Origin of the sequence: Parahoeflea olei, from assembly GCF_001703635.1 — a bacterium.
GTDB lineage: Bacteria > Pseudomonadota > Alphaproteobacteria > Rhizobiales > Rhizobiaceae > Hoeflea > Hoeflea olei.
Map to the genome: position 1 here is coordinate 244,962 of NZ_LQZT01000001.1, position 26,092 is coordinate 271,053.

General features: G+C 66.3%; 27 protein-coding genes and 1 other RNA gene. 14 read left to right on the forward strand and 14 right to left on the reverse strand.

Going from position 1 to position 26,092, the window contains the following annotated elements; translation table 11 throughout:
- Positions 1-64: 64 nt before the first annotated feature.
- From AWJ14_RS01150 to ruvC, 8 genes are all read right to left on the reverse strand, one after another.
- Complete coding sequence (locus AWJ14_RS01150) at positions 65-406, reverse strand: RcnB family protein (RefSeq protein ID WP_066173757.1); 342 nt, start codon at positions 404-406, stop codon at positions 65-67.
- Between the two features lie 370 nt (positions 407-776).
- Positions 777-1,820 (reverse strand): Holliday junction branch migration DNA helicase RuvB, encoded by a 1,044-nt coding sequence (ruvB, locus tag AWJ14_RS01155; RefSeq protein WP_066173760.1) that lies wholly within the window; start codon positions 1,818-1,820, stop codon positions 777-779.
- Entirely contained in the window at positions 1,817-2,215 is a 399-nt protein-coding gene (locus AWJ14_RS01160; protein WP_066173763.1) for a type II toxin-antitoxin system VapC family toxin, read from the reverse strand. Before AWJ14_RS01160 ends, ruvB begins: the two co-directional genes overlap by 4 nt.
- Complete coding sequence (locus tag AWJ14_RS01165) at positions 2,202-2,468, reverse strand: AbrB/MazE/SpoVT family DNA-binding domain-containing protein (protein WP_066173765.1); 267 nt, start codon at positions 2,466-2,468, stop codon at positions 2,202-2,204. Before AWJ14_RS01165 ends, AWJ14_RS01160 begins: the two co-directional genes overlap by 14 nt.
- Positions 2,469-2,537: 69 nt before the next feature.
- Complete coding sequence (gene ruvA, locus AWJ14_RS01170; protein WP_066173768.1) at positions 2,538-3,152, reverse strand: Holliday junction branch migration protein RuvA; 615 nt, start codon at positions 3,150-3,152, stop codon at positions 2,538-2,540.
- A gap of 12 nt (positions 3,153-3,164) precedes the next feature.
- Positions 3,165-3,575: a type II toxin-antitoxin system VapC family toxin gene (locus AWJ14_RS01175; protein ID WP_066173772.1), complete on the reverse strand. Its 411-nt coding sequence runs from the start codon at positions 3,573-3,575 to the stop codon at positions 3,165-3,167.
- Positions 3,576-3,578: 3 nt separating this feature from the next.
- On the reverse strand, positions 3,579-3,830 hold the full coding sequence (locus AWJ14_RS01180) for an AbrB/MazE/SpoVT family DNA-binding domain-containing protein (RefSeq protein ID WP_066173777.1): 252 nt from the start codon (positions 3,828-3,830) through the stop codon (positions 3,579-3,581).
- A gap of 67 nt (positions 3,831-3,897) precedes the next feature.
- Positions 3,898-4,404 carry a crossover junction endodeoxyribonuclease RuvC gene (ruvC, locus tag AWJ14_RS01185; RefSeq protein ID WP_066173780.1) on the reverse strand — a complete coding sequence of 169 codons (507 nt, stop codon included), beginning with the start codon at positions 4,402-4,404 and terminating at the stop codon, positions 3,898-3,900.
- Between the two features lie 156 nt (positions 4,405-4,560).
- On the opposite strand from ruvC, the gene AWJ14_RS01190 reads away from it, so the two are divergent.
- The 4 genes from AWJ14_RS01190 to exaC all read left to right on the forward strand — a co-directional run bounded on the left by AWJ14_RS01190 (position 4,561) and on the right by exaC (position 9,171).
- Positions 4,561-5,547: an LLM class flavin-dependent oxidoreductase gene (locus tag AWJ14_RS01190; protein ID WP_066173785.1), complete on the forward strand. Its 987-nt coding sequence runs from the start codon at positions 4,561-4,563 to the stop codon at positions 5,545-5,547.
- A gap of 29 nt (positions 5,548-5,576) precedes the next feature.
- Positions 5,577-6,488, forward strand: a complete 912-nt coding sequence (locus tag AWJ14_RS01195; RefSeq protein WP_066173788.1) for an agmatinase — start codon at positions 5,577-5,579, stop codon at positions 6,486-6,488.
- 71 nt (positions 6,489-6,559) lie between these two features.
- Positions 6,560-7,540 (forward strand): helix-turn-helix domain-containing protein, encoded by a 981-nt coding sequence (locus tag AWJ14_RS01200; RefSeq protein WP_083219939.1) that lies wholly within the window; start codon positions 6,560-6,562, stop codon positions 7,538-7,540.
- Positions 7,541-7,647: 107 nt separating this feature from the next.
- Positions 7,648-9,171: an acetaldehyde dehydrogenase ExaC gene (gene exaC / locus AWJ14_RS01205; RefSeq protein WP_066173791.1), complete on the forward strand. Its 1,524-nt coding sequence runs from the start codon at positions 7,648-7,650 to the stop codon at positions 9,169-9,171.
- A 147-nt stretch (positions 9,172-9,318) separates the two neighbouring features.
- Here exaC and AWJ14_RS01210 read toward each other — a convergent pair whose 3' ends face one another.
- The gene (locus tag AWJ14_RS01210) at positions 9,319-10,065 is read right to left on the reverse strand and encodes a YebC/PmpR family DNA-binding transcriptional regulator (RefSeq protein WP_066173794.1); all 747 of its coding nucleotides are present in this window, start codon (positions 10,063-10,065) and stop codon (positions 9,319-9,321) included.
- A gap of 239 nt (positions 10,066-10,304) precedes the next feature.
- Between AWJ14_RS01210 and AWJ14_RS01215 the strand changes: the two genes are divergently transcribed.
- The gene (locus tag AWJ14_RS01215; RefSeq protein ID WP_245304085.1) at positions 10,305-11,192 is read left to right on the forward strand and encodes an MBL fold metallo-hydrolase; all 888 of its coding nucleotides are present in this window, start codon (positions 10,305-10,307) and stop codon (positions 11,190-11,192) included.
- A complete protein-coding gene (locus tag AWJ14_RS01220) occupies positions 11,189-11,779 on the forward strand; it encodes a tetratricopeptide repeat protein (protein WP_066173797.1) in 591 nt (196 codons plus the stop codon). The genes AWJ14_RS01215 and AWJ14_RS01220 overlap by 4 nt, the downstream gene beginning before the upstream one ends.
- Positions 11,780-11,800: 21 nt before the next feature.
- On the opposite strand, the gene AWJ14_RS01225 is transcribed toward AWJ14_RS01220, so the two are convergent.
- Together AWJ14_RS01225 and AWJ14_RS01230 are read right to left on the reverse strand one after the other, a co-directional pair.
- A complete protein-coding gene (locus tag AWJ14_RS01225) occupies positions 11,801-12,625 on the reverse strand; it encodes a TIGR00282 family metallophosphoesterase (protein ID WP_066173800.1) in 825 nt (274 codons plus the stop codon).
- Between the two features lie 7 nt (positions 12,626-12,632).
- Entirely contained in the window at positions 12,633-13,205 is a 573-nt protein-coding gene (locus AWJ14_RS01230; protein ID WP_171904795.1) for a 5-formyltetrahydrofolate cyclo-ligase, read from the reverse strand.
- A gap of 207 nt (positions 13,206-13,412) precedes the next feature.
- Here AWJ14_RS01230 and AWJ14_RS01235 point away from each other — a divergent pair, with 207 nt between their 5' ends.
- Positions 13,413-13,622, forward strand: a complete 210-nt coding sequence (locus AWJ14_RS01235) for a LuxR C-terminal-related transcriptional regulator (RefSeq protein ID WP_083219942.1) — start codon at positions 13,413-13,415, stop codon at positions 13,620-13,622.
- An 80-nt stretch (positions 13,623-13,702) separates the two neighbouring features.
- Here the strand turns inward: AWJ14_RS01235 and ssrS are convergent.
- Positions 13,703-13,859: non-coding RNA, 6S RNA (gene ssrS / locus AWJ14_RS01240), on the reverse strand.
- 264 nt (positions 13,860-14,123) lie between these two features.
- Between ssrS and AWJ14_RS01245 the strand changes: the two genes are divergently transcribed.
- From AWJ14_RS01245 to AWJ14_RS01255, 3 genes are all read left to right on the forward strand, one after another.
- The gene (locus tag AWJ14_RS01245; protein WP_139112491.1) at positions 14,124-15,197 is read left to right on the forward strand and encodes a transferrin-binding protein-like solute binding protein; all 1,074 of its coding nucleotides are present in this window, start codon (positions 14,124-14,126) and stop codon (positions 15,195-15,197) included.
- A gap of 120 nt (positions 15,198-15,317) precedes the next feature.
- On the forward strand, positions 15,318-16,574 hold the full coding sequence (locus AWJ14_RS01250; RefSeq protein ID WP_171904796.1) for a surface lipoprotein assembly modifier: 1,257 nt from the start codon (positions 15,318-15,320) through the stop codon (positions 16,572-16,574).
- 136 nt (positions 16,575-16,710) lie between these two features.
- Positions 16,711-18,498: an alpha/beta fold hydrolase gene (locus AWJ14_RS01255; RefSeq protein WP_066173817.1), complete on the forward strand. Its 1,788-nt coding sequence runs from the start codon at positions 16,711-16,713 to the stop codon at positions 18,496-18,498.
- Positions 18,499-18,570: 72 nt separating this feature from the next.
- On the opposite strand, the gene AWJ14_RS01260 is transcribed toward AWJ14_RS01255, so the two are convergent.
- A complete protein-coding gene (locus AWJ14_RS01260; protein ID WP_066173820.1) occupies positions 18,571-18,933 on the reverse strand; it encodes a cell division protein ZapA in 363 nt (120 codons plus the stop codon).
- A 59-nt stretch (positions 18,934-18,992) separates the two neighbouring features.
- Complete coding sequence (locus AWJ14_RS01265; RefSeq protein WP_066173822.1) at positions 18,993-19,265, reverse strand: DUF4164 domain-containing protein; 273 nt, start codon at positions 19,263-19,265, stop codon at positions 18,993-18,995.
- Positions 19,266-19,499: 234 nt separating this feature from the next.
- On the opposite strand from AWJ14_RS01265, the gene tkt reads away from it, so the two are divergent.
- The 4 genes from tkt to AWJ14_RS01285 all read left to right on the forward strand — a co-directional run bounded on the left by tkt (position 19,500) and on the right by AWJ14_RS01285 (position 25,975).
- The gene (tkt, locus tag AWJ14_RS01270) at positions 19,500-21,491 is read left to right on the forward strand and encodes a transketolase (RefSeq protein WP_066173824.1); all 1,992 of its coding nucleotides are present in this window, start codon (positions 19,500-19,502) and stop codon (positions 21,489-21,491) included.
- 44 nt (positions 21,492-21,535) lie between these two features.
- Complete coding sequence (gene gap, locus AWJ14_RS01275; RefSeq protein ID WP_066173827.1) at positions 21,536-22,546, forward strand: type I glyceraldehyde-3-phosphate dehydrogenase; 1,011 nt, start codon at positions 21,536-21,538, stop codon at positions 22,544-22,546.
- Positions 22,547-22,873: 327 nt separating this feature from the next.
- Entirely contained in the window at positions 22,874-24,682 is a 1,809-nt protein-coding gene (locus AWJ14_RS01280; RefSeq protein ID WP_066173830.1) for a potassium/proton antiporter, read from the forward strand.
- A 96-nt stretch (positions 24,683-24,778) separates the two neighbouring features.
- Positions 24,779-25,975, forward strand: a complete 1,197-nt coding sequence (locus AWJ14_RS01285; protein ID WP_066173833.1) for a phosphoglycerate kinase — start codon at positions 24,779-24,781, stop codon at positions 25,973-25,975.
- Positions 25,976-26,092 lie beyond the last annotated feature (117 nt).

Here is a 26,092-nt window from a genome sequence, read left to right on the forward strand (position 1 = left end):
TGCGCGTCGCTTGTAGGCGCGTGAGGAAACCTCCCCCGCTGTCGCAGGGGAGGCCTCGCGCCCGTCACCGCGCCGCGACGATGGCGGCAATCACGCCCGAGGCGATGCCGAGCAGCACATACTGGTTGTCGACCTTGACCCAGCGCTGGCCGTGGCCCGGCTTGTGCAAGCCGTGGCGCCTGTAGTCCCGGACGGACGCATGCTTGCGCCAATCGCTCATCCGCTGCCCCTTCTTCCAGTGCCGGTCGGCCTTCGCGTGCTGGCGTTTGGACGTCGATTCCGGGCCGGATTTGTGCCACTGGGAATGGGCCTGCGGCCGGTGATCCATCCGGCTCTGCGCCTGGGCCTGGGTCAGGGGGGCGGCCATCAGCAAGGCCGCGATGGAGAGGATGAATGCCTTTTTCATGGTATGTCCTTTCGTTGTCTATGACCGCAGATTGGACCGCGGCAGCTGAACCGGACATGAACGGCAACCTAAACTTTTTGTAATGATTTCAGAATCTTAATTGCGGCACAACCAAGGCGGGCCGACCCGGATCGGGGTGGGGATGGCGCAGCCGGACCGCGCGACCGGCAGCCCTCGAGCCGGTACCGGCAAGAGTTGCCGCGCGCGCACCCGTTTCATCGGCGGCGGCCCTGCCGGCTCCGCGCGCAGCGATGTGGGCCGCCGACGCGCGGGAGCGCCCGCGGGCACCCGTCCGGCGCAAAGGGCCATGCGGCGGGCGACCGAGAGAAAGCCCGGGGCGGGACCGGGCCCCGCCGATTCTCCTTCAGCTTCAGTCGTCGTCTTCGAGCGTCAGCCGGAACTGCGCCGCCTCCATCTCGCGCGGCGGATTGAGGCCGAGATGCTTCCAGGCGCTCGCCGTCAGCACCCGGCCGCGCGGGGTGCGCTGGATGAAGCCCTGCTGGATCATGTAGGGCTCGATGATGTCCTCGATCGCATCGCGCGGTTCCGACAGGCCCGCGGCAATGGTTTCGATGCCGACCGGCCCGCCGCCGAAATTGGCGGCAATCATGGTCAGGTAACGCTTGTCGAGCTGGTCGAGGCCCATATTGTCGACGAGCAACCGGGTCAGCGCCTCGTCGGCGATCTCGCGGGTGACGGCATCGACCCTGGCGACCTCGGCGAAATCACGCACCCGGCGCAGAAGCCGGCCGGCGATGCGCGGGGTGCCGCGCGAGCGCCGGGCGATCTCGACCGCGCCCTCGTCGGTCATGCCGAGCCCCATGATCCGCGCGCCGCGGCGCACGATCGATTCGAGTTCGGCGACGGTGTAGAACTGCAGCCGGACGGGTATGCCGAAGCGGTCCCTGAGCGGGGTGGTCAAAAGCCCGAGCCGCGTGGTGGCGGCCACCAGCGTGAAACGCGCGAGATCGATCTTGACCGAGCGCGCCGCCGGTCCCTCGCCGATGATCAGATCGAGCTGGAAATCCTCCATCGCCGGATAGAGGATTTCCTCGACCGCCGGGTTGAGCCGGTGGATCTCGTCGATGAACAAGACGTCGCGATCTTCGAGATTGGTGAGAAGTGCTGCAAGATCGCCGGCCTTGGCGATCACGGGGCCGGAGGTGGAGCGGAAATTGACGCCAAGCTCCTTGGCCATGATCTGCGCGAGCGTGGTCTTGCCGAGACCGGGCGGGCCGACGAACAGCACATGGTCGAGCGCCTCGCCGCGGCCCTTGGCCGCCTCGATGAAGACTTTCAGATTGGCCCGCGCCTCGGCCTGGCCGGTGAACTCGTCGAGAGACTGCGGCCGGAGGCTGGTCTCGACGTCCTCGCCGCGCTTTTCGGGGGAGATCAGACGATCGGCATCGCTCATGTGAGGAGTTCCATTCCGGGGACGGAAGCGGCGGCCCTGCGGTCGAAGGTCAGGGTCTTGACGCAGCCATTGGCCTGGTTGAGTTCGGCGATCACGACATCCGAAAAGTCCGGATGGGACGCGTTCAGCCAGGCGGTCCAATCGTTCATGTTGAGCACATCCGGCACCTTCATTTCAACCGTATCGAGCAGCCCGGCAACCTTGCTGCGTGCGAGGGTCCGGTCGATCTTGTAGATCCGCTCCAGCACCCAGACCGTTTCCCAGATCACCAGCGGGTTGACGAACAGCGGCGCCTCGGCACTGCTCGCCCTGACAAGACCGACCGCGGCCTCGAACTGCTCGGGATCGTCTCCGGTCAGGAGCCTCACGATGATGTCTGTGTCAATCCCGATCACGCGACCGTCCGAACCGTTCGCCCGCGCTTTCCCCGATTGCCGCATTCATGGCTTCAATCGAAACCGGCTCGCGGCCGGGCGCGTGCAAGGCACCGGCAAAATCCAGCGCACTGCGGTTTTTGGCCACCAGCAGCACCTTGCCGTCAACCAATTCATATCCGATCCGGTCTCCGGCCCCGAGCTTGAGATAGTCGCGCACCTGTGCCGGAATGGTGGTCTGGCCCTTGGTCGTGATCTTGGATTCGAGTCCCATTTCCTTACCTGCGATCCATTTCCTTACTTTTCACTCTAGTAAGGAATACGGCGCTCCGCAAGGCGCCCCTCATCGCGACAGTTCCTTGAGCCCGAGCCGGATCAGCTTGGCGGAATCGGCATCCTCGCCCGCCGTCTTCAGCGCGGCGGCGACGGCGGTGGCGGCCTGGTCGCGCGAATAGCCCAGATTGCTGAGCGCCGAGACCGCGTCGGTGACCGCACCACCGGCGACGCCTTCGCCGAGTTCCTGCTTGAGGCCCATGGCGGCGCCCGCCTCGCCGCTGAAGGCCGGCGCCTTGGTCTTGAGTTCGGAGACGATCCGCTGCGCGACCTTGGGGCCGATGCCCGGCGCGCGCGCGACCATGGCCTTGTCCTGCAGCGCGATCGCATTGGCGAGTTCCGAGGTGGTCAGCGTCGACAGCACCGCCAGCGCCACCTTGGCGCCGACCCCCTGCACGCTTTGGAGAAGCCGAAACCACTCCCGTTCCAGCACGCTCGCGAAGCCGAACAGCCGGAACTGGTCCTCGCGCACATAGGTCTCGATGAAGAGCACCGCCGCCTCGCCGACATTGAGCTTCGACAGCGTGCGGGCCGAGCAGGAAGCCGCGTAGCAGACGCCGTGGACATCGATCAGCACGAGATCGCCCTCGATGCTGTCCACGGTTCCCTTCAGTTTACCGATCATTCTGCGCCACTTTCATGGATGGGTTTCGGGCGTGATGAGCTCGACGCCCGGGAAATAGCTGCGATAGGTGCCCGGGTCGCGCGTCAGGATCGCATAGCCCCGGATCGCCGCATGCGCGCCGATCAGGAAATCCGGAAGCACCTTGTCGCGCCGCCCGCCGCGCAGCCGGTAGAGCCGGAAGGCCTGGCCCGCGGCAAAGGCCGCCTCCCAAGGCAGGTTCTCACGTTGGAACTCCTCCATGTCGATCGCATCCATGGCGGCGTCATAGGTCTCGTAGCGGACGCTGAACTCGGAGAACACGATCGGGTTGATCACCAGCCCCCGGTCGAAGGCCTGGCCCAGCGCCGTCCGCGACCACTCCGCCCAGTCGGGGTCGCTGACAGCCAGATCGACCAGCACATTGGTGTCGACCAGCACGGGCATGGATCAGCGGTCCCGCGTCATCTTCATCAGCTGGTCGGCGTCGATCGACTGGTCGCCTGTTCCCTCGAGCTTTCGCAAGGCCTTCAGGAAACGCTCCAGTCGCGCCCGGTTGGCCTTCTCCGCATGGCCATCGGCGGCGGCAATGATCAGGCGTCCGCCGTCGAAATCCACCGTTACCTCCGAGTTGGGCGCGATTCCCGCCCGCTCCCGGAGATGTTTGGGAATCGTGATCTGGCCTTTTTCCGAGACACGCATCAAAAACACTCTGTTTGAATGAGTTGGAAAATGTCAAACAAACGTGAACATGTCAAGAACAAGCATGTCACTCCGCGGCCATGCGCCAGGCGGGCGAGCTGCGGTGGTGGGCGTGGCAGATGGCGATCGCCAGGGCGTCGGCGGCGTGGTCGCTATCGAAGCTCGCCTTCGGCATCAGCACCTTGACCATCATGTGGATCTGCTTCTTGTCGCCGTGGCCGACGCCGATCACCGCCTTCTTGACGGCATTCGGCGCATATTCGGCGACGCGAAGGCCGGCGCGCGCGGGAACCACCATGGCGATGCCGCGCGCCTGGCCGAGTTTCAGCGTGGCGGTGGCGTCCTTGTTGACGAAGGTGTTTTCGACCGCGGCCTCATAGGGCTGGTAGTGGTGCAGTACCTCTTCAAGCCCCACGAACAGCTGGTTCAAACGCGAGGCCAGATCGAGACTGGCGTCCGACTTGACGGTGCCTGAGGCCACGAACCGCAGCGAATTGCCGAGCGTGTCGACAATTCCCCATCCGCTGTGCCTGAGCCCGGGGTCGATCCCCATGATCCGAATCGCATTCGCCATGAAACACATCCTATTTCTGCCGGTCCCAGGTTTCCACCGAATTCGTGAACAAACCGAAAACATTTACTTCGCGGGCGCACCGGGTTTGGCATTGCGGCGGCGGGTGCCTACATGGAGGCGGATAGAACAGCGCACCTTCTGGATGAAAGACCTCTCATGACAGCCTTTTCCGTTCTCGATCTGTGTCCCGTCGTCGAAGGCGGCAGCGTGGCCGAAGCCCTTGCCGACACCCGCCGCATGGCGGCCCAGACCGAGGCCTCGGGCTTCACCCGTTTCTGGCTGGCCGAGCATCACGGCATGAAGGGGGTCGCCAGCGCCGCCACGGCGCTGGTGATCGCAGAAGCCGGGCACGCGACCAGCACCATCCGCATCGGCTCGGGCGGCGTGATGCTGCCCAACCATTCGCCGCTGGTGATCGCCGAACAGTTCGGCACGCTCGAAGCGCTGTTTCCGGGCCGCGTCGACCTGGGGCTCGGCCGCGCACCCGGCACCGACATGATCACCGCCCGCGCGCTCAGGCGCAATCTCGAATCGGGCGCACAGAACTTCCCCGACGACATCCTCGAGCTCAAGCACTGGCTCGGCGAACCCGACGACACCAAGCTGATCGCGGTGCCCGGCGCCGGCTCGCATGTGCCGCTGTGGATCCTGGGTTCGAGCCTCTATTCGGCCCATCTCGCCGCGGCGCTGGGCCTGCCCTATGCCTTCGCCTCGCATTTCGCCCCCGACATGCTGTTCGAGGCGCTCGACATCTACCGTGCCAAGTTCACGCCGTCCGAACAACTTGCCGAACCCTATGTGATCGCCGCCGTCATGGGCGTGATGGCCGATACCGACGCGGAGGCCGCGCATCTGTTCACCACCGTGCAGCAAACCTTTGTCAGCATGCGCCGCAACACCCGCGGCCGCATGCCGAAGCCGGTCGAAAGCATGGAGGCGATCTGGAGCGAGGCGGAGAAGATCGCCGTCGAGCACACGCTGCGCTATGCGGTCGTCGGCGGGCAGGAAACGGCGAAAAAGCAGATGCTGAGCTTCATCGACGCCACCAATGCCGACGAGATCATGATCTCGATGCCGATCCATTCGATCGAGGCGCGGTTGAAATCCGTCGAGCTGTTCGGCGCGATGCGCGCCACCCTGTAGCGGCAATCCCTGACCCAGACGGAAGCCCGATGACCTCTTCTCCCACCTTCCTCGGATTACCCGACCGGCTGGACGAGGGCCGCGCGCCGCGGATGGTCCTGTTCGGCGCGGGGCACGGCAGCACCTATCGCGGCCAGGACAGCACGGGCCATGCCCTGGCGCCCGATGCGATCCGCCGCACAAGCCTGCCGGACGCGGACCTCCTCACCCATTGGGATTTCGATCTCGGCGGCCCTCTCTTCGGCGACGGCCCAGTGTCCTGCATCGACGCCGGCAACCTGCCGGTCACGATGGGAGACGACGCCGCCAACAGGGACGCGATCGAGGCGCAGACGCGCAGCATTCTCGCGGCGGGAGCGGTGCCGCTGCTGCTGGGCGGCGACGATTCCGTCCCGATCCCGTTCCTCGCCGCCTTTGCCGGCCACGGCCCGGTCTGGGTGCTGCAGATCGACGCCCATATCGACTGGCGCGACGAGATCCGCGGCGCGCGGTACGGCTATTCGAGCCCGATGCGGCGGGCGAGCGAGATGCCCCATGTCGCAGGCCTGGTGCAGGTGGGCCTGAGGAGCGTGGGCAGCGCGCGGCGCGAGGAAATCGAGGCGGCGCGCGCCTATGGCAGCCGCTTCGTGACGGCGCGCCAGATCCATGCCGAGGGGGTGGAGGCCGCGCTCGCGCACATCCCCGAAGGCGCCAACGTGGTGATCACGCTCGATTGCGACGGCCTCGACCCCGCCGTCATGCCGGGGGTGGCGGCGCGGACGCCCGGCGGGCTCAGCTACACCCAGGCGATCGACCTGATCGCCGGCGCGGGGCGGCGCGGGCGGATCATCGGCTTCGATCTCGTCGAACTCTATCCGCCGGCCGATCTCGACGGGCTCTCGGCCCTGACTGCAGCCCGGCTGGTCGCCAACGCCATCGGCACGATCGCCCGGCAGGATTGATCCCCTACGAGAGTGGTGCTTTCCAAGCCCGGCCGGATTGCCCTATGCTCTGCGCCGGGAGGACATGCACCATGGCGCAGCTGTCGCAACACATTGCGCGCGTCGTCGAGATCGCCAATGACCCGAGGGCCGCGGCCTCCTCGCGGCTGGCGGCCTCCTGGCGCCGGTCGCTCGACCATCACGGTCTCGATCCCGGACAACGCCAGGGCGTGCAGCGGATCACCGAAACCGCGCTCGGCGAACGGCGGCTTCTCTCCGAGACCCTGCTGCGCATCGCCCTGCCCAAGCTCGACGCGCTCTACCAGCTGGTCGGCAGTTCGGGATGCGGCGTGCTCCTGACCGACGCCGACGGCGTGGTGCTGGACATGCGCGTAGCCGCAGGCGACCGCGGCATCTTCGAGCATTGGGGGCTGGCGCCGGGCGCCGACTGGTCGGAAGCCTCCGAGGGGACCAACGGCATCGGCACCTGCATCACCGAGACGCGGCGCGTGATCATCCACCGCGACGAGCATTTCCATGCCCGCAACACGGCGATGAGCTGCATGGACGCGCCGATCTTCGGCCCGGAGGGCGAGTTGATCGGGGCGCTCGACGTCTCCTCGGCGCGCGCCGACCAGACCGAGGCCTTCAACCGTCTGATCGAGGCGATGGTGGCGCAGACCGCGCGGCAGATCGAGATCGACAGTTTCCGCGCGAGCTTCCCCAAGGCCCGCTTCATCGTCGCCGACGGCGATGGCGGCGACGCGGCGATGCTGCTCGCCGTCGACCCGAACGACATCGTGCTCGGCGCGACCCGCAGCGCCCGCCGGGCGTTCGGGCTCAAGCCTTCGGGCGCGCTCAAGCCGCTCCCGGCCTCCGACCTGTTCGGCCGGGAGGACGGCCCGACCGGCTTCGAGAAGGCCGAGCGGGCCGCGGTGATGCGGGCGCTGTCGCGCGCCGACGGCAATGTTTCGGAAGCCGCGCGCATGCTCGGCGTCGGCCGCGCCACGCTCTACCGCCGCATGAAACGTCTCGCCATCGGCGAAAGCACGGCCGACCTGTCTCGCTCCTGAGACAGTTTGCCGCGGCCGGCCGCGGCCCCGGGGCTGACATCCGGCCCTGCACTGGCATGCTGCCTGCATTCCCGGCGGAGGACCGGGGTCTTGCAGGAGGATACCGCATGAACGAGATGACCCGCATCGTCACGGCCGAGCACAGCTCGCCGTTCCGCGCCCGCTACGACAACTTCATCGGCGGCCGCTATGTCGCCCCGGCCCGGGGCCGCTATTTCGACAACATCACCCCGATCACCGGCGCCAAGGTCTGCGAAGTGGCCCGCTCGTCCGAGGAGGATGTAGAACTGGCGCTCGACGCCGCCCATGCCGCGCGCGAGGCCTGGGGCCGGACGCCCGCGGCCGAGCGCTCCAACATCCTGTTGAGGATCGCCGACCGGATCGAGGCAAACCTCGACCTCATCGCCCGGGCCGAGACCTGGGACAACGGCAAGCCGATCCGCGAGACAACGGCGGCCGACATCCCGCTCGCGGTCGATCATTTCCGCTATTTCGCGGGCGTGCTGCGCGGCCAGGAAGGCACCATGTCGGAAATCGACCACGACACGGTGGCCTATCACTTCTACGAACCGCTTGGCGTCGTCGGCCAGATCATCCCGTGGAACTTCTCGGTGCTGATGGCGGCCTGGAAGCTCGCCCCGGCGCTGGCGGCCGGAAACTGCATCGTGCTCAAGCCGGCCGAACAGACGCCTGCTGCGATCCTGGTGGTGGTCGAGCTGATCGCCGACCTGTTGCCGGCCGGCGTGCTCAACGTCGTCAATGGTTTCGGCCCGGAAGTGGGCGGCCCGCTGGCCCGCTCGCCGCGCATCGCCAAGATTGCGTTTACCGGCTCCACCGAGACCGGCCGCATCATCATGAAGGCGGCCACCGAAAACCTGATCCCGGTCACGCTCGAACTCGGCGGCAAGTCGCCCAACATCTTCTTCTCCGACGTGATGGCAGAGGACGACGCCTTCCTCGACAAGGCGGTGGAAGGCTTCGTGCTGTTCGCCTTCAACCAGGGCGAGGTCTGCACCTGCCCGAGCCGGGCGCTGATCCAGGAGGACATCTACGAGGCCTTCATCGCCCGCTGCATCGAACGCGTGAAGGCGATCAGGCAGGGCGATCCGCGCGACATGGACACCATGGTCGGCGCCCAGGCGAGCCGCGAGCAGCAGGACAAGATCATGTCCTATCTGACGATCGGCGTGGAAGAAGGCGCGGAAGTGCTGGTGGGCGGCGGCGCCGCGCGGCTGGAGGGCGACCTGGCAGAGGGCTTCTACATCCAGCCGACGATCCTGAAGGGCCACAACAAGATGCGGGTGTTCCAGGAAGAGATCTTCGGGCCCGTCGTCTCGGTGACCACCTTCAAGGACGAGGCCGAGGCGCTGGCAATCGCCAACGACACCATGTACGGCCTCGGCGCCGGCGTGTGGACCCGCGACGGCACCCGCGCCTACCGCTTCGGCCGCGCCATCGAGGCAGGCCGGGTCTGGGTCAACAACTACCACGCCTATCCGGCGCATGCGGCCTTCGGCGGCTACAAGCAGTCGGGCATCGGCCGCGAGAATCACAAGATGATGCTCGACCACTACCAGCAGACCAAGAACATGCTGGTGAGCTACAACCCCAACAAGCTCGGCTTCTTCTGAGCCTCGGCAGGTCGCTTCGGCCGGCCCCCGCTTCCGGGCGGGGCCGCACCGGCCTGGCTGGCATCCATGCGGCCCGGCGTGAACGGAACCTCGATCTGCGCCGGAGCGATCCGGCGGCCTTCTGTTTAGTTCGCGAACCGAAAGCGGTCAGGCCGACAGCTTGGCCATGACCTCGTCGGAGACCTCGAAATTGGCGTAGACGTTCTGGACGTCGTCGTCGTCGTCGAGGGTGGCGATCAGCTTGAGCACGGATTGCGCCTTGTCCTCGTCGACCGGTGCGGAGGTCTGCGGCTTCCACACGGCCTTGACCGACTGCGCTTCGCCGAGCGCCTCTTCGAGCGCGCCCGAGACCTCGCCGATATCCTCGAAGGCGCAGAGGATGACGTGCTCTTCCTCGCCGGAGGTGACGTCGTCGGCGCCGGCCATGATCGCCGCTTCCATGATCGCGTCGGCATCGCCCGCGGAGGCGGGATAGATGATTTCGCCCACGCGCGAGAACATGAAGCCGACCGAGCCGGTTTCGCCGAGCGCGCCGCCCGACTTGGTGAAGGCCGCACGCACGCTCGAGGCGGTGCGGTTGCGGTTGTCGGTCAGCGCCTCGACGATGACGGCGACGCCGCCCGGGCCGTAGCCCTCGTAGCGCACTTCCTCGTAGTTCTCGCTGTCGCCGCCGGCGGCCTTGTTGATGGCCCGCTGGATGTTGTCCTTGGGCATCGACTGCGCCTTGGCGTTCTGGATCGCGAGTCGGAGCCGCGGGTTCATCGCCGGGTCTGGCGCGCCCATCTTGGCGGCAACGGTGATTTCGCGTGCGAGCTTGGAGAACATCTTGGAGCGGACGGCGTCCTGCCGTCCCTTGCGGTGCATGATGTTTTTGAACTGTGAATGGCCGGCCATAATGCCCCTGTGACTTGTTTTGAGTTCTGTGCCGTGGGATTTTGAATGGCCGCCTTATAAATCCGTTCCCGGTTTTCGTCCAGACGATAGGCTCCGTGAAGCGCCAATCAGTCCCGGGCCGCGGCCGGGTGCCGGCTTGCGGCTTGCCGGCGCCCGGATTTCTGCCGGCAAAGGCTTTACCCCGGCGCGCGATGCCCTAATCTTTCCGGGATCGTGCAAGCCACCTCGCGGAGCCGCCCATGCCCCCGATGACAGTGCCCCCGATACCAGTGCCCCCGATACCAGCGCTTCTGGCGAAAGCCCTCCTGCTTGTCCTCGCGGTCGTCGCGCTCGCCACGCCGGTGCGCGCGCAGGAACCGCTGCGCCCCTTCAGCCAGTGCCTGGCGGTCGCCCAGGCGATCCCGGGCGCCATCTTCGCCAACCTGACGCCGGACGATCTCGGGCGAGACCTGGCCATTCCCGCCCAGGCCGGCTCCGGAGAGGTCGAGATCATGTTCGCGGGTCACTCCACCTATGTCATCACCACGCCCGCGGGCGTCAGCATCGCCACCGACTACAATGGCTGGGCGGGCCGCGTCGAAGTTCCCGACATCGTCACCATGAACAAGGCGCATTCCTCGCATTTCACGCTGACGCCGGACGCGCGCATCGCCCATGTGCTGCGCGGCTGGAGCTTCGACGGCACGCCCGCCGATCACGACGTGGTGGTGGAAGACGTCTATGTCCGCAACGTCACCACCGACATCCGCGATTACGGCGCGATGGAGCCCGACGGCAATTCGATCTTCATCTTCGAGGTGGCGGATCTCTGCATCGGCCATCTGGGCCACCTGCACCACGGCCTCGAAGACCGGCATTTTGCCCAGATCGGCCGGCTCGACATCGTCATGGTGCCGGTCGATGGCGGCCTGACGCTGAGCCACGAGGCCATGACCGGGATTGCCCGGCGGCTGCAATCCTCGATCCTCTTGCCCATGCACCGGCGCGGCGCGCCGCTGTCGCGCTTTATCGACATGATGGGCGACAGGTTCCTGGTCGACCATGTCAATCAAGACAGTTTCACCGTGTCGGCGCGCGGCCTGCCGCGCCAGCCGACCATCGTCATCCTGAAGGGGGTGGGAGCATGAAGCGAAGACACTGCCTGATGCTGATTGGCGCGCTTGTCCTGGCGTTCACCCTGCCCGCCGCCCTCCCCGTGTCCCGGGCCGCCGAGGCGGCAAGCGAGCGGGAGAGGCTGTTTGCGGCCCTGAAGGGCGCGGAAAACGAACGCGCGGGCCGGCTCGCCGAAAACGCGATCTGGCAATGGTGGATCGACCAGGCCCCCACGCCCGGGGTGCGCGCGAACCTCGATCGCGGCATGGAGCGGCGCGCGGCCTATGATTTCGAGGCGGCGGAACAGGCACTCGACAGCGTCATCGCCGAGGCGCCCGGCTATGCCGAGGGCTACAACCAGCGCGCCTTCGTGCGCTTCCTGCGCGACAATCCGGACGGCGCGCTTGACGATCTCGAGCGCGCCGTCGACCTGGAACCTGACCATTTCGGCTCCTGGTCGGGGATGTATCATGTGCTGATGCGGCTTGGCCGTCCGGAGGCTGCGATCGCGGCGCTGTCGCGGGCGGTGACGATCCATCCCTGGCTCAAGGAGCGCGGCATGCTGCCGCCCGATCCCGATGCGAAACGACCGCTGATCAAGGGCAAGCAGCAGGACCTGTGAGCTGAGAAACCGGAGCTCGGCTCAGCTCCAGAACGGCGGCATCGTCTCGATCAGCCGCGGGCCGATGCGCAAGGGCGCGATCTTTTCGGCAAGCCCGGTGCGGTCGGAAATCTCGACGGCGACGCCGCAGATCGTGGCCGGTCCCGACGCCGCCTCGAAGCGGCCCTTGGGGATGCGCGACAGGAACCGGTTGATCGGCTCCTCCTTGTCCATGCCGATCGAGGAATCATAGTCGCCGCACATGCCGGCATCCGACAGATAGGCGGTGCCGCCATTGAGGATCTGCGCGTCCGCGGTCGGCACATGGGTGTGCGTTCCGACCACGAAGCTCGCGCGCCCGTCGACGAAATGGGCAAAGCAGAGTTTCTCGCTGGTGGCTTCCGCGTGGAAATCGAACACGACCGCATCCGCCTGCTCGCCGAGCGGACAGGCATCGAGGATCGCCTCGCCGCAGGAGAACGGATCGTCGAGATCGGGGTGCATGAACACCCGGCCCATGACATTGGCCACCAGCACCCGGGCGCCGTTGCGCGCGACATAGAGATTGGAGCCGCGCCCCGGCGTGCCGGCGGGATAATTGGCGGGCCTCAGGAACCGGTCCTGGCGGTCGGCATAGACGAGCGCCTCGCGCTGGTCCCAGACATGATTGCCGGTGGTGACGACGTCGGCACCGGCATCGAGCGTTTCGAGGAAGATGTCCTCGGTGATGCCGAACCCTCCGGCCGCGTTCTCGCCATTGACGATGACGAAATCCAACGCGAAATCGCGGATCAGACCGGGAAGGCGGTCCCAGACCGCGGTGCGGCCGGATCGTCCGACCATGTCTCCAAGAAACAACAGGCGCATCGGCTCTCTATACGCCCTGCGAAAACGAGCGCAAGCCTTGTTCGGTCAGGATCATCTCGAGCGGCACGTCATGGGCTTCCGCCGGCAGCGCGTCCACCCGCTGGATCGAAAACGCCGTGCCGATCAGCCGCGGCGTGCGGCCCTTGGCGCGGAGCCGGGCGATGGCCCGGTCGTAATGGCCGGCACCGTAGCCAAGCCGGTTGCCCGCATCGTCGAAAGCCGACAGCGGCATCATCAGGAGATCCGGGTCGAGCACGGTCGCCTCGGGGCCCGGCCCGCTCGTGCCGAAACCGGTATCGACCAATTCCGCCCCGCGGATGAATTCCCGGAAGACGATGGTCTGCCGGTCGAGCACCACCGGCAGGCAAAGCCGGGCCCCGCGCTGGGCGAACCGGGCCATCATCGGCCGCAGGTCCGGTTCCGAGCGGATCGGCAGATAGCCCGCGATCACCGTGCCCGGCTCGAACGCCACCGCTTCGGCCGCCTCCGCCATGGCAAGGCTCATGTCGATTCGCCGCTCCGGGGCCAGTGAGTCGCGTTTCGTCAGCATCGCCGCGCGGATGCCTGCCTTGGTGTCCATTCCTGTCTCCCGGTCTGCTGGCACAATCGCCATCGTCAAGGCGGTCGCTGTCCCAGGATCGGACAGCTGCGCCAGACAGGTCACATTTTAACGGGCTGCTTTACCGCTTGTATACGGTACGGACGAAACAGATCTTGCCCCGCGCCGGTCGATCTTCGAACAACGTCGCTGAACCGATGTGTCGTTGATCCTGAAGTCTGTACGCCCATGCCCCAGCCACCCGACGGCTTGACCCAAGCCGAATGCACCTGCCTGCTCCTGACCGCCGAAGGCCGGAGCATCTGCCAGATCGCCCATGCCATCGACGCACACGAACAGGCCGTCCAGGCGCATCTCGATTCGGCGCGGCAGAAGCTTGCGGCAACCTCGAACCTGCAGGCCATCGCGCGGGCGCTGAAGCTGGGGCTGATCGGGTAGCGGGAAATTCTCGAAGATCCGCGGGGCACCGCCCGGTGGCAGGCGCGCAACGGCGGGGTACAGAAGCCGCAAGCGGAAAAGCGCGACCCACGGCAACCGATGGATGTTTCGATCCCGGGAACCTACAACGTAGGTGGGCGCCATATGTCCGGACCCACGGGTCCGGTCAGGGACAGCTCCCTTGGGATCAATTAAGGCCCCGGGGATTGTGTATCCTGTCGAGAGGCGCAGATCGCACTCCCTATATAGGTCATCCCCGCGCCCACGCCAATGCGCAATTTCAGATGAGCCTTTTCACCCGGTCAGGTGATTGAGGCCCCCAGGGCTGCCCGGTACTTCTGGCACCCGGAGCGCCCAACCGTTCCTCAAAATACCGTTTCAGGCCGAACGCGCCGCCATTTCCGGCGCCTGACACCCCTTTCATGGACCCGCCGGGGGCGTCCCTCCTGTCTGAAGCGACCGAGTTTGACGAGTTTCAGCGGGCCTAAGGGGATGGAAAGCATGAGCAAAAGAACATTTATGCCGGGAGTGATCGCCGCCGCGGTTCTTCCCGTGATCGCGGGTTGCAGCCAGTCGGGCGGTCCCGTCACGGGGGGCGGCACGCCCACGCCCGTCGTCAACGCGACACTGCCGATCCAGGCGTCCGGCAAGGCCCTGGCCTTCACCGCCAACTCGACCAACACCGCGTCGGTCAATCCCTACACCAATCTTCCCGACTCCCAGCACGAACTCACCCAGGCGCAGATGCTGGAGAGATCGCCGCAGGGCGGCATCCGCATCAACGGGTCGGCCGACAAAGACACCAATCCCAACACCAACCAGGGAGTCAATCCCGCCCTGATCTCGGCAAACTCGCCCGATGCGCTCGACAACGGCACGACACTGGCCGGCATGACCGACGCCAAGGGCTCGGTCTATTTCGAGAACGGCAATTTCGGCGATCCGCAGGTCTCCAACGCCAGCGCGAACCTGTCCGCGGTCGGCGTCTACAATGTCTACCAGAACAACACCTTCGTCGAGCAGATCGTGATGCGGCACGGCACCACCATCCGCTACCAGGAAGGCGCCGATGGCGCCGCCACCGCGACCTATGCGGTGGGCTATATCGGCGACAACACCACCAACATGCCGGGGTCGGGCACGGCCACCTACAAGGGCTTCCACGAAGGCGGAACCACCGGCTACGACGACAACGGCACCATCCGGCAGATGGGGCTGAGCGGCGGCACGGTGGAACTGACCGCCAATTTCGGTGCGGGCACCGTGACCGGCGGCGTCCGTGGCGCGGAGCTGGTGACCTATCAGGGCAACCAGCGCGTGGTCCTCAACAACGCCATCGCCGGCCTCGACATCAATGCCAACATCACCGGCTCCGAATACACCGGAACGGCGAACCTGGTCGATGCCAACAACAATCCCGTCGGCGCCACCACGACCAACCAGGCGATCGGCGCCTTCTTCGGCGACGCCGCGGCCGAAACCGCAGCAGCCTACATGATCGAAGGCAATGCGGTGCTCGACGGCCAGGCACGGGACTACATCATGTCCGGCACGCTCGGCGCGGTGAAAAAGTAACTGATGCTGCTTTCCCATCCCGCGTTTTCCTCGGAAATGGGCATTCGGACGCGTGCCGCCGCAAGGCGGCCGCGCCTGAGCGGCGGCAGGCCGCTGACATCGGCCTTGCTGGCGCTCCTCATGCTCCTCGGTCCCGGCGGTGGTGCCGCCGCGGCCGAAACCCCGTTCCAGGCGGCCGAGGCGCTGGTCTCGCAGGGGCACTATGCCGAGGCGGAGGCGCTGCTGGCGGGCAGCCGCTTCGAGGGCAGCGAAGCGATCCCGGCAGCCTATCTGCTGGCCGTGGTCTATGCCCGGACCGGCCGGCCCGAACATGCCGAAAAGCTGCTGCGCGATATCCTGGCGCGCCAGCCCGACATCGATGCGGTGCGCATCGAACTGATCAAGATGCTCGCGCTGCAGGGCAAGAGGCAAGCCGCCGGCTATCATTTGAACCGCCTCGCCGACACCGCCGATCTCGAGCGCGACCAGGACCAGCTTGCGCAACTGTCGCGCCGGATCGGCACCACCGAGGGGTTCTCGATCGCCGGCTATTTCTCGCTCGCGCCATCGACCAACATCAATGACGGCACCGGCCAGTCGACGGTGATGATCGGCGGCCTGCCGTTCGTCATCAACAATGCCTCGCGCGAACATTCGGGCGTGGGCGTGAAGGCGGGGGTGGTGGTCGGCTATGCCCATTCCCTGTCCGAAAACCTCTCGGCCTATGCCGCGCTTTCGGCCGGCCTCTCCGATTATTCCAACGACAGCTTCGACAAGCAGCAGGGCGAGCTGCGCGTGGGACTGCGCCGCGACGAGCTGCGCCATTCGCTCCAGATCGAGGCCATTGCCGACCGCCAATGGTACAACCGCAAGGGCCAGAGCGCCGGGATCGGCGGCCGGATCGCCACCCGCTTCAACATCGCGCCGGGCTGGTGGCTGTCGGGCGAAATCGTGCAGATGTACCGCAGCTACGACGCTGGAAGTGCCGCCAATGCCTGGACCACCCGCGCCACCGCCTCGGTCCGCCATGCCGTCTCGCGGCGGCTGACGCTCTCGGCCGGCAGCAGCTACGAGCGCGAAAGCGTCTCCGCCCGCCCCTGGAATTCCTATCAGAGCTTTTCGGGCACGCTCGGGCTCGAAACCCCGCTTGCCTACGGTCTGAGGGTGAACGCGACGGTGACCGCCGGCACGCGCGACTTCAAGGACCAATTTCCCGGCTTGCGGCTGGTCCGCGAGGACCGGTTCTGGGAACTCAGGGGGCGCTTCACCAAGGACAATTTCGAAATCGCCGGGTTCTCGCCGGTCGTCTCGGTCTTCACGAAACGACAGACCAGCAATGTCGCCTTTTACGATTTCACCTCGAGCGGCATGGAACTGACCTTCACGAAAGCGTTCTGATCCAGGGACACGGGCAAGACAAACTGTGCCGGCAAAACGACACGCCTTCCCTTCATGCCTTCAATTCCTGTTGCATCCCCACCAGACTGTAGTATTTCCTGAACACTCGGGCGAACACAGGAACGGCTTTCTTTCCATGACTATTGTCGGGGACCCGGCGCCGCTCAACAAGGCTGTCGAGGCGATCTATTCCTATTTCAAGGGCGACCAGGAATTCACCGAGTTCATGAAGGATCTCGAGGATTTTCTATCGGTCGGCGAAGCCCGACATCCGGTGTTCACCGGGGAAATCGGCAAGCATTTCGATATCGCCGCCGAACTGGCGCAGGTGATGGCGCCGGCGCCGGAGGCGCGATACCGTGCGCTGGTGGAAGGCCCGGCGCTCAGGATCGTGGTCGACCGGGCACTGCGGGTCGTGGCGCTGTCGCAGCCGGCCCGGGCCGAATTCGGCTCCGCCGACGGCCTGGTGCTCGCCCCTCCGCGGCGGGCGCCGCGCACCGCGTCCTCCGCCGCCCAGGCCACAAAGCCATCGACCGGCGCCGACCGGCTGCAGGCCAGCCTCGGCGGCGCGGTGCTCGCCGGCATCGCCGCGCTGTTCGACGGACCGGATGAGGAGGCCCGGGGGCAGCGCAGCTTCGTGCGCAGCGACTGCCTCAACGGCTTCGTCTCGCTGCTGCATGATGCCGGGCTCGACGTGGTCGTGGTCACGCTTCCCGCCGCCGCCAGCCGCTCCGTTCCGGCGGTGCTGAGCGAAAGCCTGGGGCTGTCGCCCTCCGAAGTGGAGGTGCTCGAACTGATGGCCCAGGGCAAGTCGAATGTCGAGATCTCGAAGGAACGCGCCCGCTCGGTCGACACCGTCAAGAGCCAGACCCAGGCGATCTTCCGCAAGCTCGGCGTGGCCTCCCGCCTCGAGGCGGTGCAGGTCGTCAACGACCTGATCAGCCTGGCCACGCTGTCGGGCAGTGCCGGCGACCCCGTCCCGCGCGCGGCGCCCGACCCGCGCCGCTTTCCCTTTGCCCACGACGCTTCCGCCTGGCGGCTGACCGAACGCGAAGGCCGACGCATCAGCCATGTGCACTATCCGCCCCCGCGCAACGGCGACGCCCCGCCCCGGACGGTGCTGATGTTTCACGGATTGCTGCAGGGGCCTGAAGCCACCTCCCGGTTCAGGACCGAGCTGGGGCGGGCGGGCTTCGAGCTGATCGGCGCGTCCAAGCCGGGCTATGGCGCCACCGACCGGCAACCGGCCTCAAGCTCCTTCATGCGCACCAGTCTGGAGGACGCACGGCACCTGTGCGACCTCTACAGGCGGGACCGCGTGGTGGTGCTGGGGCACCTGTTCGGCGCGCATGCGGCGATCGAGTTCTGCCTTGCCCATCCCGACCGGGTCAGCGGCCTGGTGCTGTGCTCGGCCTATTTTCCGCTGCAGATCGCCGACCACCTGGTGCCGGTCGGGCCGATGCAGAAACTGGCGATGTCGAGCGGCATCGCCTCGGCCGCGGCGCACCAGTTCATCACGCTGTCGGCGGTCGCCTATCTGCGCTACGGCGGCGCGCACCGCTATCTCTCGGCCGTGGCAGAGCATAGCACCGCCGATGCCGAAGCGCTGCGCGACAGCGAGATCTACGCGCTGTTGCGGGCGGGCCTCCGCCACGTCACCGGCAACGGCAGTTCCGCCTTCCTGTCCGACACCTCCTCGAGCAATACCGACTGGAGCGGGCTTCTCTCCCGGCTCGCCCTGCCGGTGACCGTGCTGCACGGCGAGACCGACCCCGCCGTCAACGTGCGGCTGGCGCGGCTTGCCGCGGCCCGCATTCCCGGCGCCCGCTACGAGGAACTGGCCGGGCTCGGCCAGAATTTGCTGCACACCGAGCCCCACCGCATCACGGCGGCACTCGACGAGGTCTCGAAAGCCTGTCGCTAGCAAGGCAAGCGCGCGCCGCTCTGTGCGCGGGCGACAGCGCCGGCCGGGAAATACGGCTCAGAACTTGGTGGTTCAGGACCGTCCGGCGAGCTTGCTGGCGATGCTTTCGATCTTGCCGGTGACACCGATCAGCGCCTCGGCGATCTCCTGGTCGGTCTTGTCGGCCCGGCTCAGCACCGAATCCCGGGTCTTCTTGAGCGTTTCCACTTCCGCTTCGAGCCCGCGCATCCGCCGTTGCAGCTCGTGCAGCTCGTCCATCACCATGATGCCCGCCATCACGGTGATGCGCAGGTCGCCGATCTCGCCGAACTGGTCCTTGAGATGGCCGACATAGCGGTCGAAACGGCCGGCAAGTTCGCTCAGATGCGCTTCCTGGCCTTCCTCGCAGGCCATGCGGTAGGTCTTGCTGTCGATGGTGACGGTGACTTGCGCCATTCAACTGTCCTGTCTAGCCGGTTGCGGCCCGGACCCCGGTCCAGCGGCCCCTGTCGGATTCAGCGGTCGAGCACCGCCCTGATGGTTTCCATGGCGGTGACCAGCCGCCGCGAGACTTCGCGGTTGGCCTCTTCGAGACGATTCGAGCGGTCCTGCGCCTGGTCGAGCTCGACGGCGATGCGCGAGCGGTCCTCGATCATGCGGCCCAATTCGGCCGCCGCCTCGGACGAGTTGCGGCTGGCCTCGACCTGGCGGTCAACTTCATTGTCGAGTTGATTCAAGGCCTTGTTCAATGCCTCGAGAGCGGCTTTCACTGTTGTTTCAGCGGGCATCGCGTGGTTCCCTGGATCTGGAGCACAAGCCGAATCGCTTGAATTCCGGATACTTGTGGCCGCAAGCTTATGCATCAGCCGAACAGGGCGTCAACAAAACCGGGCCTGCCGTCCCCAATCCCGTGGCGCCGACGCCTTTATTGACTCCGTCGAAGCAACTGCTATGTCTGCCCCGCCTTCGATCCGGTCCCGCCGGGGCCGGTCTTGACCTGAACGCGATCGAGCGGAACCATCATGACTTCACGCGAAAAACACGACCGGATGGCCAATGCAATCCGGTTTCTCTCCATGGATGCCGTGGAAAAGGCCAAGTCCGGACATCCGGGACTTCCCATGGGGGCGGCCGATGTCGCCACAGTGCTGTTCTCGCGGTATCTCACCTTCGATCCGAAGAAGCCGGACTGGCCCGACCGCGACCGGTTCGTGCTGTCGGCCGGCCACGGCTCGATGCTGATCTACTCGCTGCTGTACCTGCTCGGCTATGACGACATCTCGCTCGAGGACATCAAGAATTTCCGGCAGCTGGGCGCCCCCACCGCCGGTCACCCCGAATACGGCCACGCCGCCGGGATCGAGACCACCACCGGGCCGCTCGGCCAGGGCATCGGCAACGCCGTCGGCATGGCGCTGGCCGAGCGCAAGCTCGCCAACGAGTTCGGCTCCGATCTGGTCGAGCACTACACCTATGCGCTGGCCGGCGACGGCTGCCTGATGGAGGGCATCAGCCAGGAAGCGATCACGCTGGCCGGGCACCTGAAGCTCAACAAGCTGATCGTGTTCTGGGACAACAACTCGATCTCCATCGACGGCGCGGTCTCGCTCACGGATTCGACCGACCAACTCGCGCGCTTCGCCGCCTCCGGCTGGAACACGATCGCCATCGACGGCCATGACCCGGACGCCATCGCCCAGGCGATCGAGACCGCACAGAAATCCGACCGCCCGACCCTGATCGCGGCCAAGACCCAGATCGGCTTCGGCGCGCCCACCAAGGCCGGCACCAGCAGCGCCCACGGCTCGCCGCTCGGCGACAAGGAAATCGCCGGTGCACGCGCAGCGCTTGGCTGGGACGAAGAACCCTTCGTGGTGCCGTCCGACATCCTCGACGCCTGGCGGCTCGCGGGCCTGCGCTCGGTCAAGGACCGCAAGGCCTGGGAAGCGCGTCTGGCCGAAGCCGACACCGACACCCGCTCCGCCTTCGAGCGCCGCATGGCTGGCGACCTGCCGGGCGGGCTGGAACCGGCGCTGATCGCCTACAAGCAGAAGCTGACCGAGGAAACCCCGTCGGTGGCCACCCGCAAGGCCTCGGAAATGGCGCTCGAAGTGATCAACGGCGTGGTGCCCGAGACCATTGGCGGCTCGGCCGACCTGACCGGGTCGAACAACACCCGCACCAGCCAGACCAAGCCGATCACCCCGGACGATTTCTCCGGCCGCTACATCCATTACGGCATCCGCGAACACGGCATGGCCGCGATCATGAACGGCATCGCGCTGCATGGCGGCCTGATCCCCTATTCCGGCGGCTTCCTGATCTTCTCGGACTATTGCCGTCCGTCGATCCGGCTCGCAGCGCTGATGGGCATCCGCGTGATCCATGTGCTCACCCATGATTCCATCGGGCTCGGCGAAGACGGCCCGACGCACCAGCCGGTCGAGCACATGGCGTCGCTGCGCGCCATTCCGAACCTCCTGATGTTCCGTCCGGCCGACGCGGTGGAAACCGCCGAATGCTGGCAGATCGCGCTCGAGCAGAAGAAGCGGCCGAGCGGCATCGCGCTCACCCGCCAGAACCTGCCGACCGTGCGCACCGATTTCACCGAGGAAAACCTCTCGGCCTACGGCGCCTACGACCTGGTCAGCGTGAGCGAGGCCGACGTGACGATTTTCGCTTCCGGCTCGGAAATCGAGATCGCACTCGAGGCGCGCGAGCGGCTTGAGGCGAATGGTCACACCACCCGCGTCGTCTCCGTGCCCTGCTTCGAGTTGTTCGAGGAGCAGACCATGGCGTATAAAAAGGCGGTCATCGGAGATTCGAAGGTCAAGATCGCCATCGAAGCCGGCATCCGCCAGGGCTGGGACCGCTTCATCGGCGCCGACGGCCTGTTCGTGGGCATGAGCGGCTTTGGCGCGTCGGGACCCTACAAGGAACTCTACGAACATTTCGGAATCACCGCCGAGGCCGCCGTGGCCGCGGTTGAGGCCCGCCTGCAAGACCAAGCCTGATCCCCGCGGACCAGGCTCACCCAGACCGACGACGGAGAACCAGCATGAAGACCAGGATTGCAATTAACGGATTTGGCCGGATCGGCCGCAACGTGGTGCGCGCGATTTACGAGTCGGGCCGACAGGACATCGACGTCGTCGCCATCAACGACCTCGGCCCGGTCGAGACCAATGCCCACCTGATGCGCTGGGACTCGGTGCACGGCAAGTTCCCCAAGACCGTCGAGGTCGATGGCGACACGATCAAGATCGAGGGCGGCGACAGCTTCAAGGTCTTCGCCGAGCGCGATCCGAAGAACCTGCCCTGGGGCGATCTCGGCATCGACATCGTCATGGAATGCACCGGCATCTTCACCGCCCGCGACAAGGCGGCGATGCATCTTGAAGCCGGCGCCAAGCGCGTGCTGGTCTCCGCCCCGGCCTCGGGTGCCGACAAGACCATCGTCTACGGCGTCAACCACGACGCCCTGACCAAGGACGACCTGGTCGTCTCCAACGCGTCCTGCACCACCAACTGCCTGGCGCCGGTTGCCTATATCCTCAACAAGGCCATCGGCATCGAGAAGGGAATGATGACGACCATCCATTCCTACACCGGCGACCAGCCGACGCTCGACACCATGCACAAGGACCTCTACCGCGCCCGCGCGGCGGCGATGTCGATGATCCCGACCTCGACCGGTGCGGCCAAGGCCGTGGGCCTGGTGCTGCCGGAGTTGAACGGCAAGCTCGACGGCATGGCGATCCGCGTGCCGACCCCGAATGTCTCGGTGGTGGATCTCAAGTTCATCGCCAGCCGCGCAACCTCCGTGGACGAGATCAACGGCGCGATCCGCGAAGCCGCCAACGGCCCGCTCAAGGGCATCCTCGGCTTCACCGACGAGCCGAACGTCTCCATCGACTTCAACCACAACCCGCATTCCTCGGTGTTCCACATGGACCAGACCAAGGTGATGGACGGCACGCTGTGCTCGATCCTGACCTGGTACGACAACGAATGGGGCTTCTCCAACCGCATGGGCGACACCGCCGTGGCGATGGCCAAGCTGATCTGACCTCGGCTGCCCGCGCAGGCGCCTCGCGCGCCTCGCGGATCCGGGCCTCACAAGTCCCGGAAACGCCATGACAAACACGCCGCCACCGTTTCACGCGGTGGCGGCTTTTCTGTTTCGCCGGGGCTCTGGCGACACCGCGGCCGGTCGATCTCATGTCGGACCGTAAAGATGCCGCAATTTCAAAACTATAGAGCTTGCGGGGCCGCTCCCGGCTCCCCATTTCAAATTGACAGGCGGCACGGCATTGCCCGGCCTGCCGGTATCTTCCATACTCTACGGGCGGGCCCGCGGACCCATCAGACACGGCATTACGACGAGGATCGGCGATTGGATGCATTCTACATCGTGACATTGGCATCGATGTCACTCATTCTCATCGCGGCATTCTCCAGCCTTCTCGCCGAGCGCTTCGGCGCGCCGTTGCTGCTGCTGTTCCTGGTGATCGGCCTGCTCGCCGGCGTCGACGGGCTCGGCATCGATTTTTCCAACAATTCCGCGGCCTTCATGCTCGGATCGATCGCGCTTGCGATCATCCTGTTCGATTCGGGCTACGGCACGTCGCTGCATTCGTTCCGCCAGGCGGCCGTGCCGGCGCTGACGCTCGCCACCCTGGGCGTGGCGCTGACTGCGGCGCTGTTCGGCGTCGCGGCCCGGTTCCTGCTCGACTTTTCCTGGCTTGAAGGGCTGCTGCTCGGCTCGATCGTCGCCTCCACCGACGCGGCCGCCGTGTTCTTCCTGCTGCGCGCCGGCGGCATCAACATCCGCGACAAGGTGCGTGCCACGCTGGAAGTCGAATCGGGCACCAACGACCCGATGGCGATCTTCCTCACCACCGCGCTCGTCACCGTGGTGGCCAGCGGCGCGGGAATGGAGAGCGCGGGCGCGGACCTGCTGATCCTGTTCGTCAAGCAGATCGGGCTCGGCCTGATGTTCGGTCTCGCCGGCGGCATCGTCATCGTGGAGATCATGCGCCGGGTGCCGGTGGAGCGCGGGCTGGCGCCGATCTTCGTGCTGGCGCTGGCGCTTCTGGTCTTCGCCTACACCTCGGTGCTCGGCGGCAGCGGCTTTCTCGCCGTCTACGTGGCCGGGATCTACACCGGCAACAAGAAGATCAAGCCGCGGTCATCGATCCTGCGCTTCCAGGAGGGCATGACCTGGCTCGCCCAGATCGTCATGTTCCTCGTGCTCGGCCTGCTCGCCACGCCCTCGCAGTTTCCGCAGATCGCGCTGCCGGCCGTGGCCCTGGCGATCTTCCTGGTCTTCATCGCCCGCCCGCTCGCGGTCTGGCTCTGCCTGCTGCCGTTCGAATACACCCAGCGCGAAACCGGGTTCGTGGCCTGGGTCGGCCTGCGCGGGGCGGTCTCGATCCTGCTTGCCATCCTGCCGATCCTCGGGAGCCTCGAAAACGGGCAGCTCTATTTCAACACGACCTTCATCGTGGTGATGGTCTCGCTCGCCATCCAGGGATGGACGGTCAAGCCGATGGCCCGACGTCTCGGCCTGATCGTGCCGCCGCAGATCGGCGCCATCGACAAGCTCGAACTCGACCTGCCCGGCACCGCCAACCACGAACTGCTCGCCTACCGCGTGGTGGCCAACAGCCCGGTGCTGCGCGGCGAACGGATCCCACGCTGGGCGCGGCCCTCGCTCGTCATCCGCGACGGCAAGTCGATGCGCTACCAGTATGCCGGCCGGCTGCAGGAAAACGACCACGTCTACCTGTTCATCGCGCCCGGCTTCTCGCGCCTGCTCGACCGCCTGTTCGCCTCCCCGGTGGAGGTGAGCGACGACGATTCGGAATTCTTCGGCACCTTCAAGATCGATCCCGCCGGCACCGGCGAGGAACTCGAACAGGCCTACGGACCCGGCCTGCTCAGCCCGGCGGAACGGGCGATGACCGTGGCCGAGCTGATGAAACGGCGACTCGGCGAGACCATCGACTACGCCGACCGGGTCAAGATCGGCCGCATCGTGCTGATCGTGCGCGCGATCGACGAGCGCGGCCAGATCAGCTCGGTGGGGATTTCGCTCGAACCGGTCGAACGGGCGACGCGCCTGCCGCTGTTCCTCAACCTGCGCGACATCATGCACAGGCTGCGCGAACGCGCGCGAAAAGGTCGCGGGCAAGCAAACTGATCCGGCGCGGGAATCTCGCCGCGCCGCCTTGCGTCAGTGTCCGAGCGGTGTAATCTCCCGCCAAAACCACGCGAACACGATGAACGGACCCATGCCATGCCCGCTTTCAAGACCCTCGATGACCTCAGCGACATTTCCGGCAAACGCGTGCTGCTGCGCGTCGATCTCAATGTCCCCGTGAAAGACGGCAAGGTCACCGACACGACGCGCATCGAGCGCGTCGCGCCCACCATCCTCGAGCTGTCGGGCAAGGGTGCCAAGGTGATCCTGCTCGCCCATTTCGGCCGGCCCAAGGGCGAGCCGGTGGCCACCATGTCGCTCGGCCCGATTGCCGGCGTGGTCGAAAGCGTGCTCGATCACCGGGTCAATTTCGCCGCCGACTGCATCGGCGAAGCGGCCAAATCCGCGGTCGACGCCATGAGCGACGGCGACGTGCTGCTTCTGGAAAACACCCGGTTCCATGCAGGCGAGGAAAAGAACGATCCGGACTTCACCCGCAAGCTCGCCGCCAATGGCGACATCTATGTCAACGACGCCTTCTCGGCTGCCCACCGCGCCCACGCCTCGACCGAGGGCCTCGCGCATCTGATGCCCGCCTATGCCGGCCGCACCATGCAGGCCGAACTGGTGGCGCTCGAAAAGGGGCTGGGCAAGCCGGCCCGCCCGGTGGTCGCCATCGTCGGCGGCGCGAAAGTCTCCACCAAGATCGACCTGCTCAAGAACCTGGTCAAGAAGGTCGACGCGCTGGTGATCGGCGGCGGCATGGCCAACACCTTCCTCGCCGCCCGCGGCGTCAATGTCGGCAAGTCGCTGTGCGAGCACGAACTCGCCGCCACCGTCAACGAGATCGAGGCCGAAGCCACCGCCGCGGGCTGCGCGCTGGTGCTGCCGGTGGACGGCGTGGTGGCGCGCGAATTCAAGGCCGGTGCGGACAATGAGACCGTCGATGTCGGCGCCATTCCGGCCGATGCGATGATGCTCGATGTCGGGCCGAAATCGGTGGCCTCCGTCAATGCCTGGATCACCAAGGCCGACACGCTGGTCTGGAACGGCCCGCTCGGCGCCTTCGAGATCCCGCCCTTCGATGCCGCCACCGTCTCGGCCGCCGAACACGCGGCCCGCCGTACGCGGGAGGGACTTCTGGTCTCCGTGGCCGGCGGCGGCGATACCGTCTCGGCGCTCAACCATGCGGGCGTCGCCGACGATTTCACCTATGTCTCGACCGCCGGCGGCGCCTTCCTGGAATGGATGGAAGGCAAGCCCCTGCCCGGCGTCGACGTTCTCAAGTCCTGATCCAGAACGACCGGGCGCGACTGCGCCCGGTCGCAAAAATAGCTTGTACTTTCAACCGATTGAAAGATTTTCAATCGGTTCAGGCGATCCGGCACCGGTTTCTCCCGGCCGGGGGTT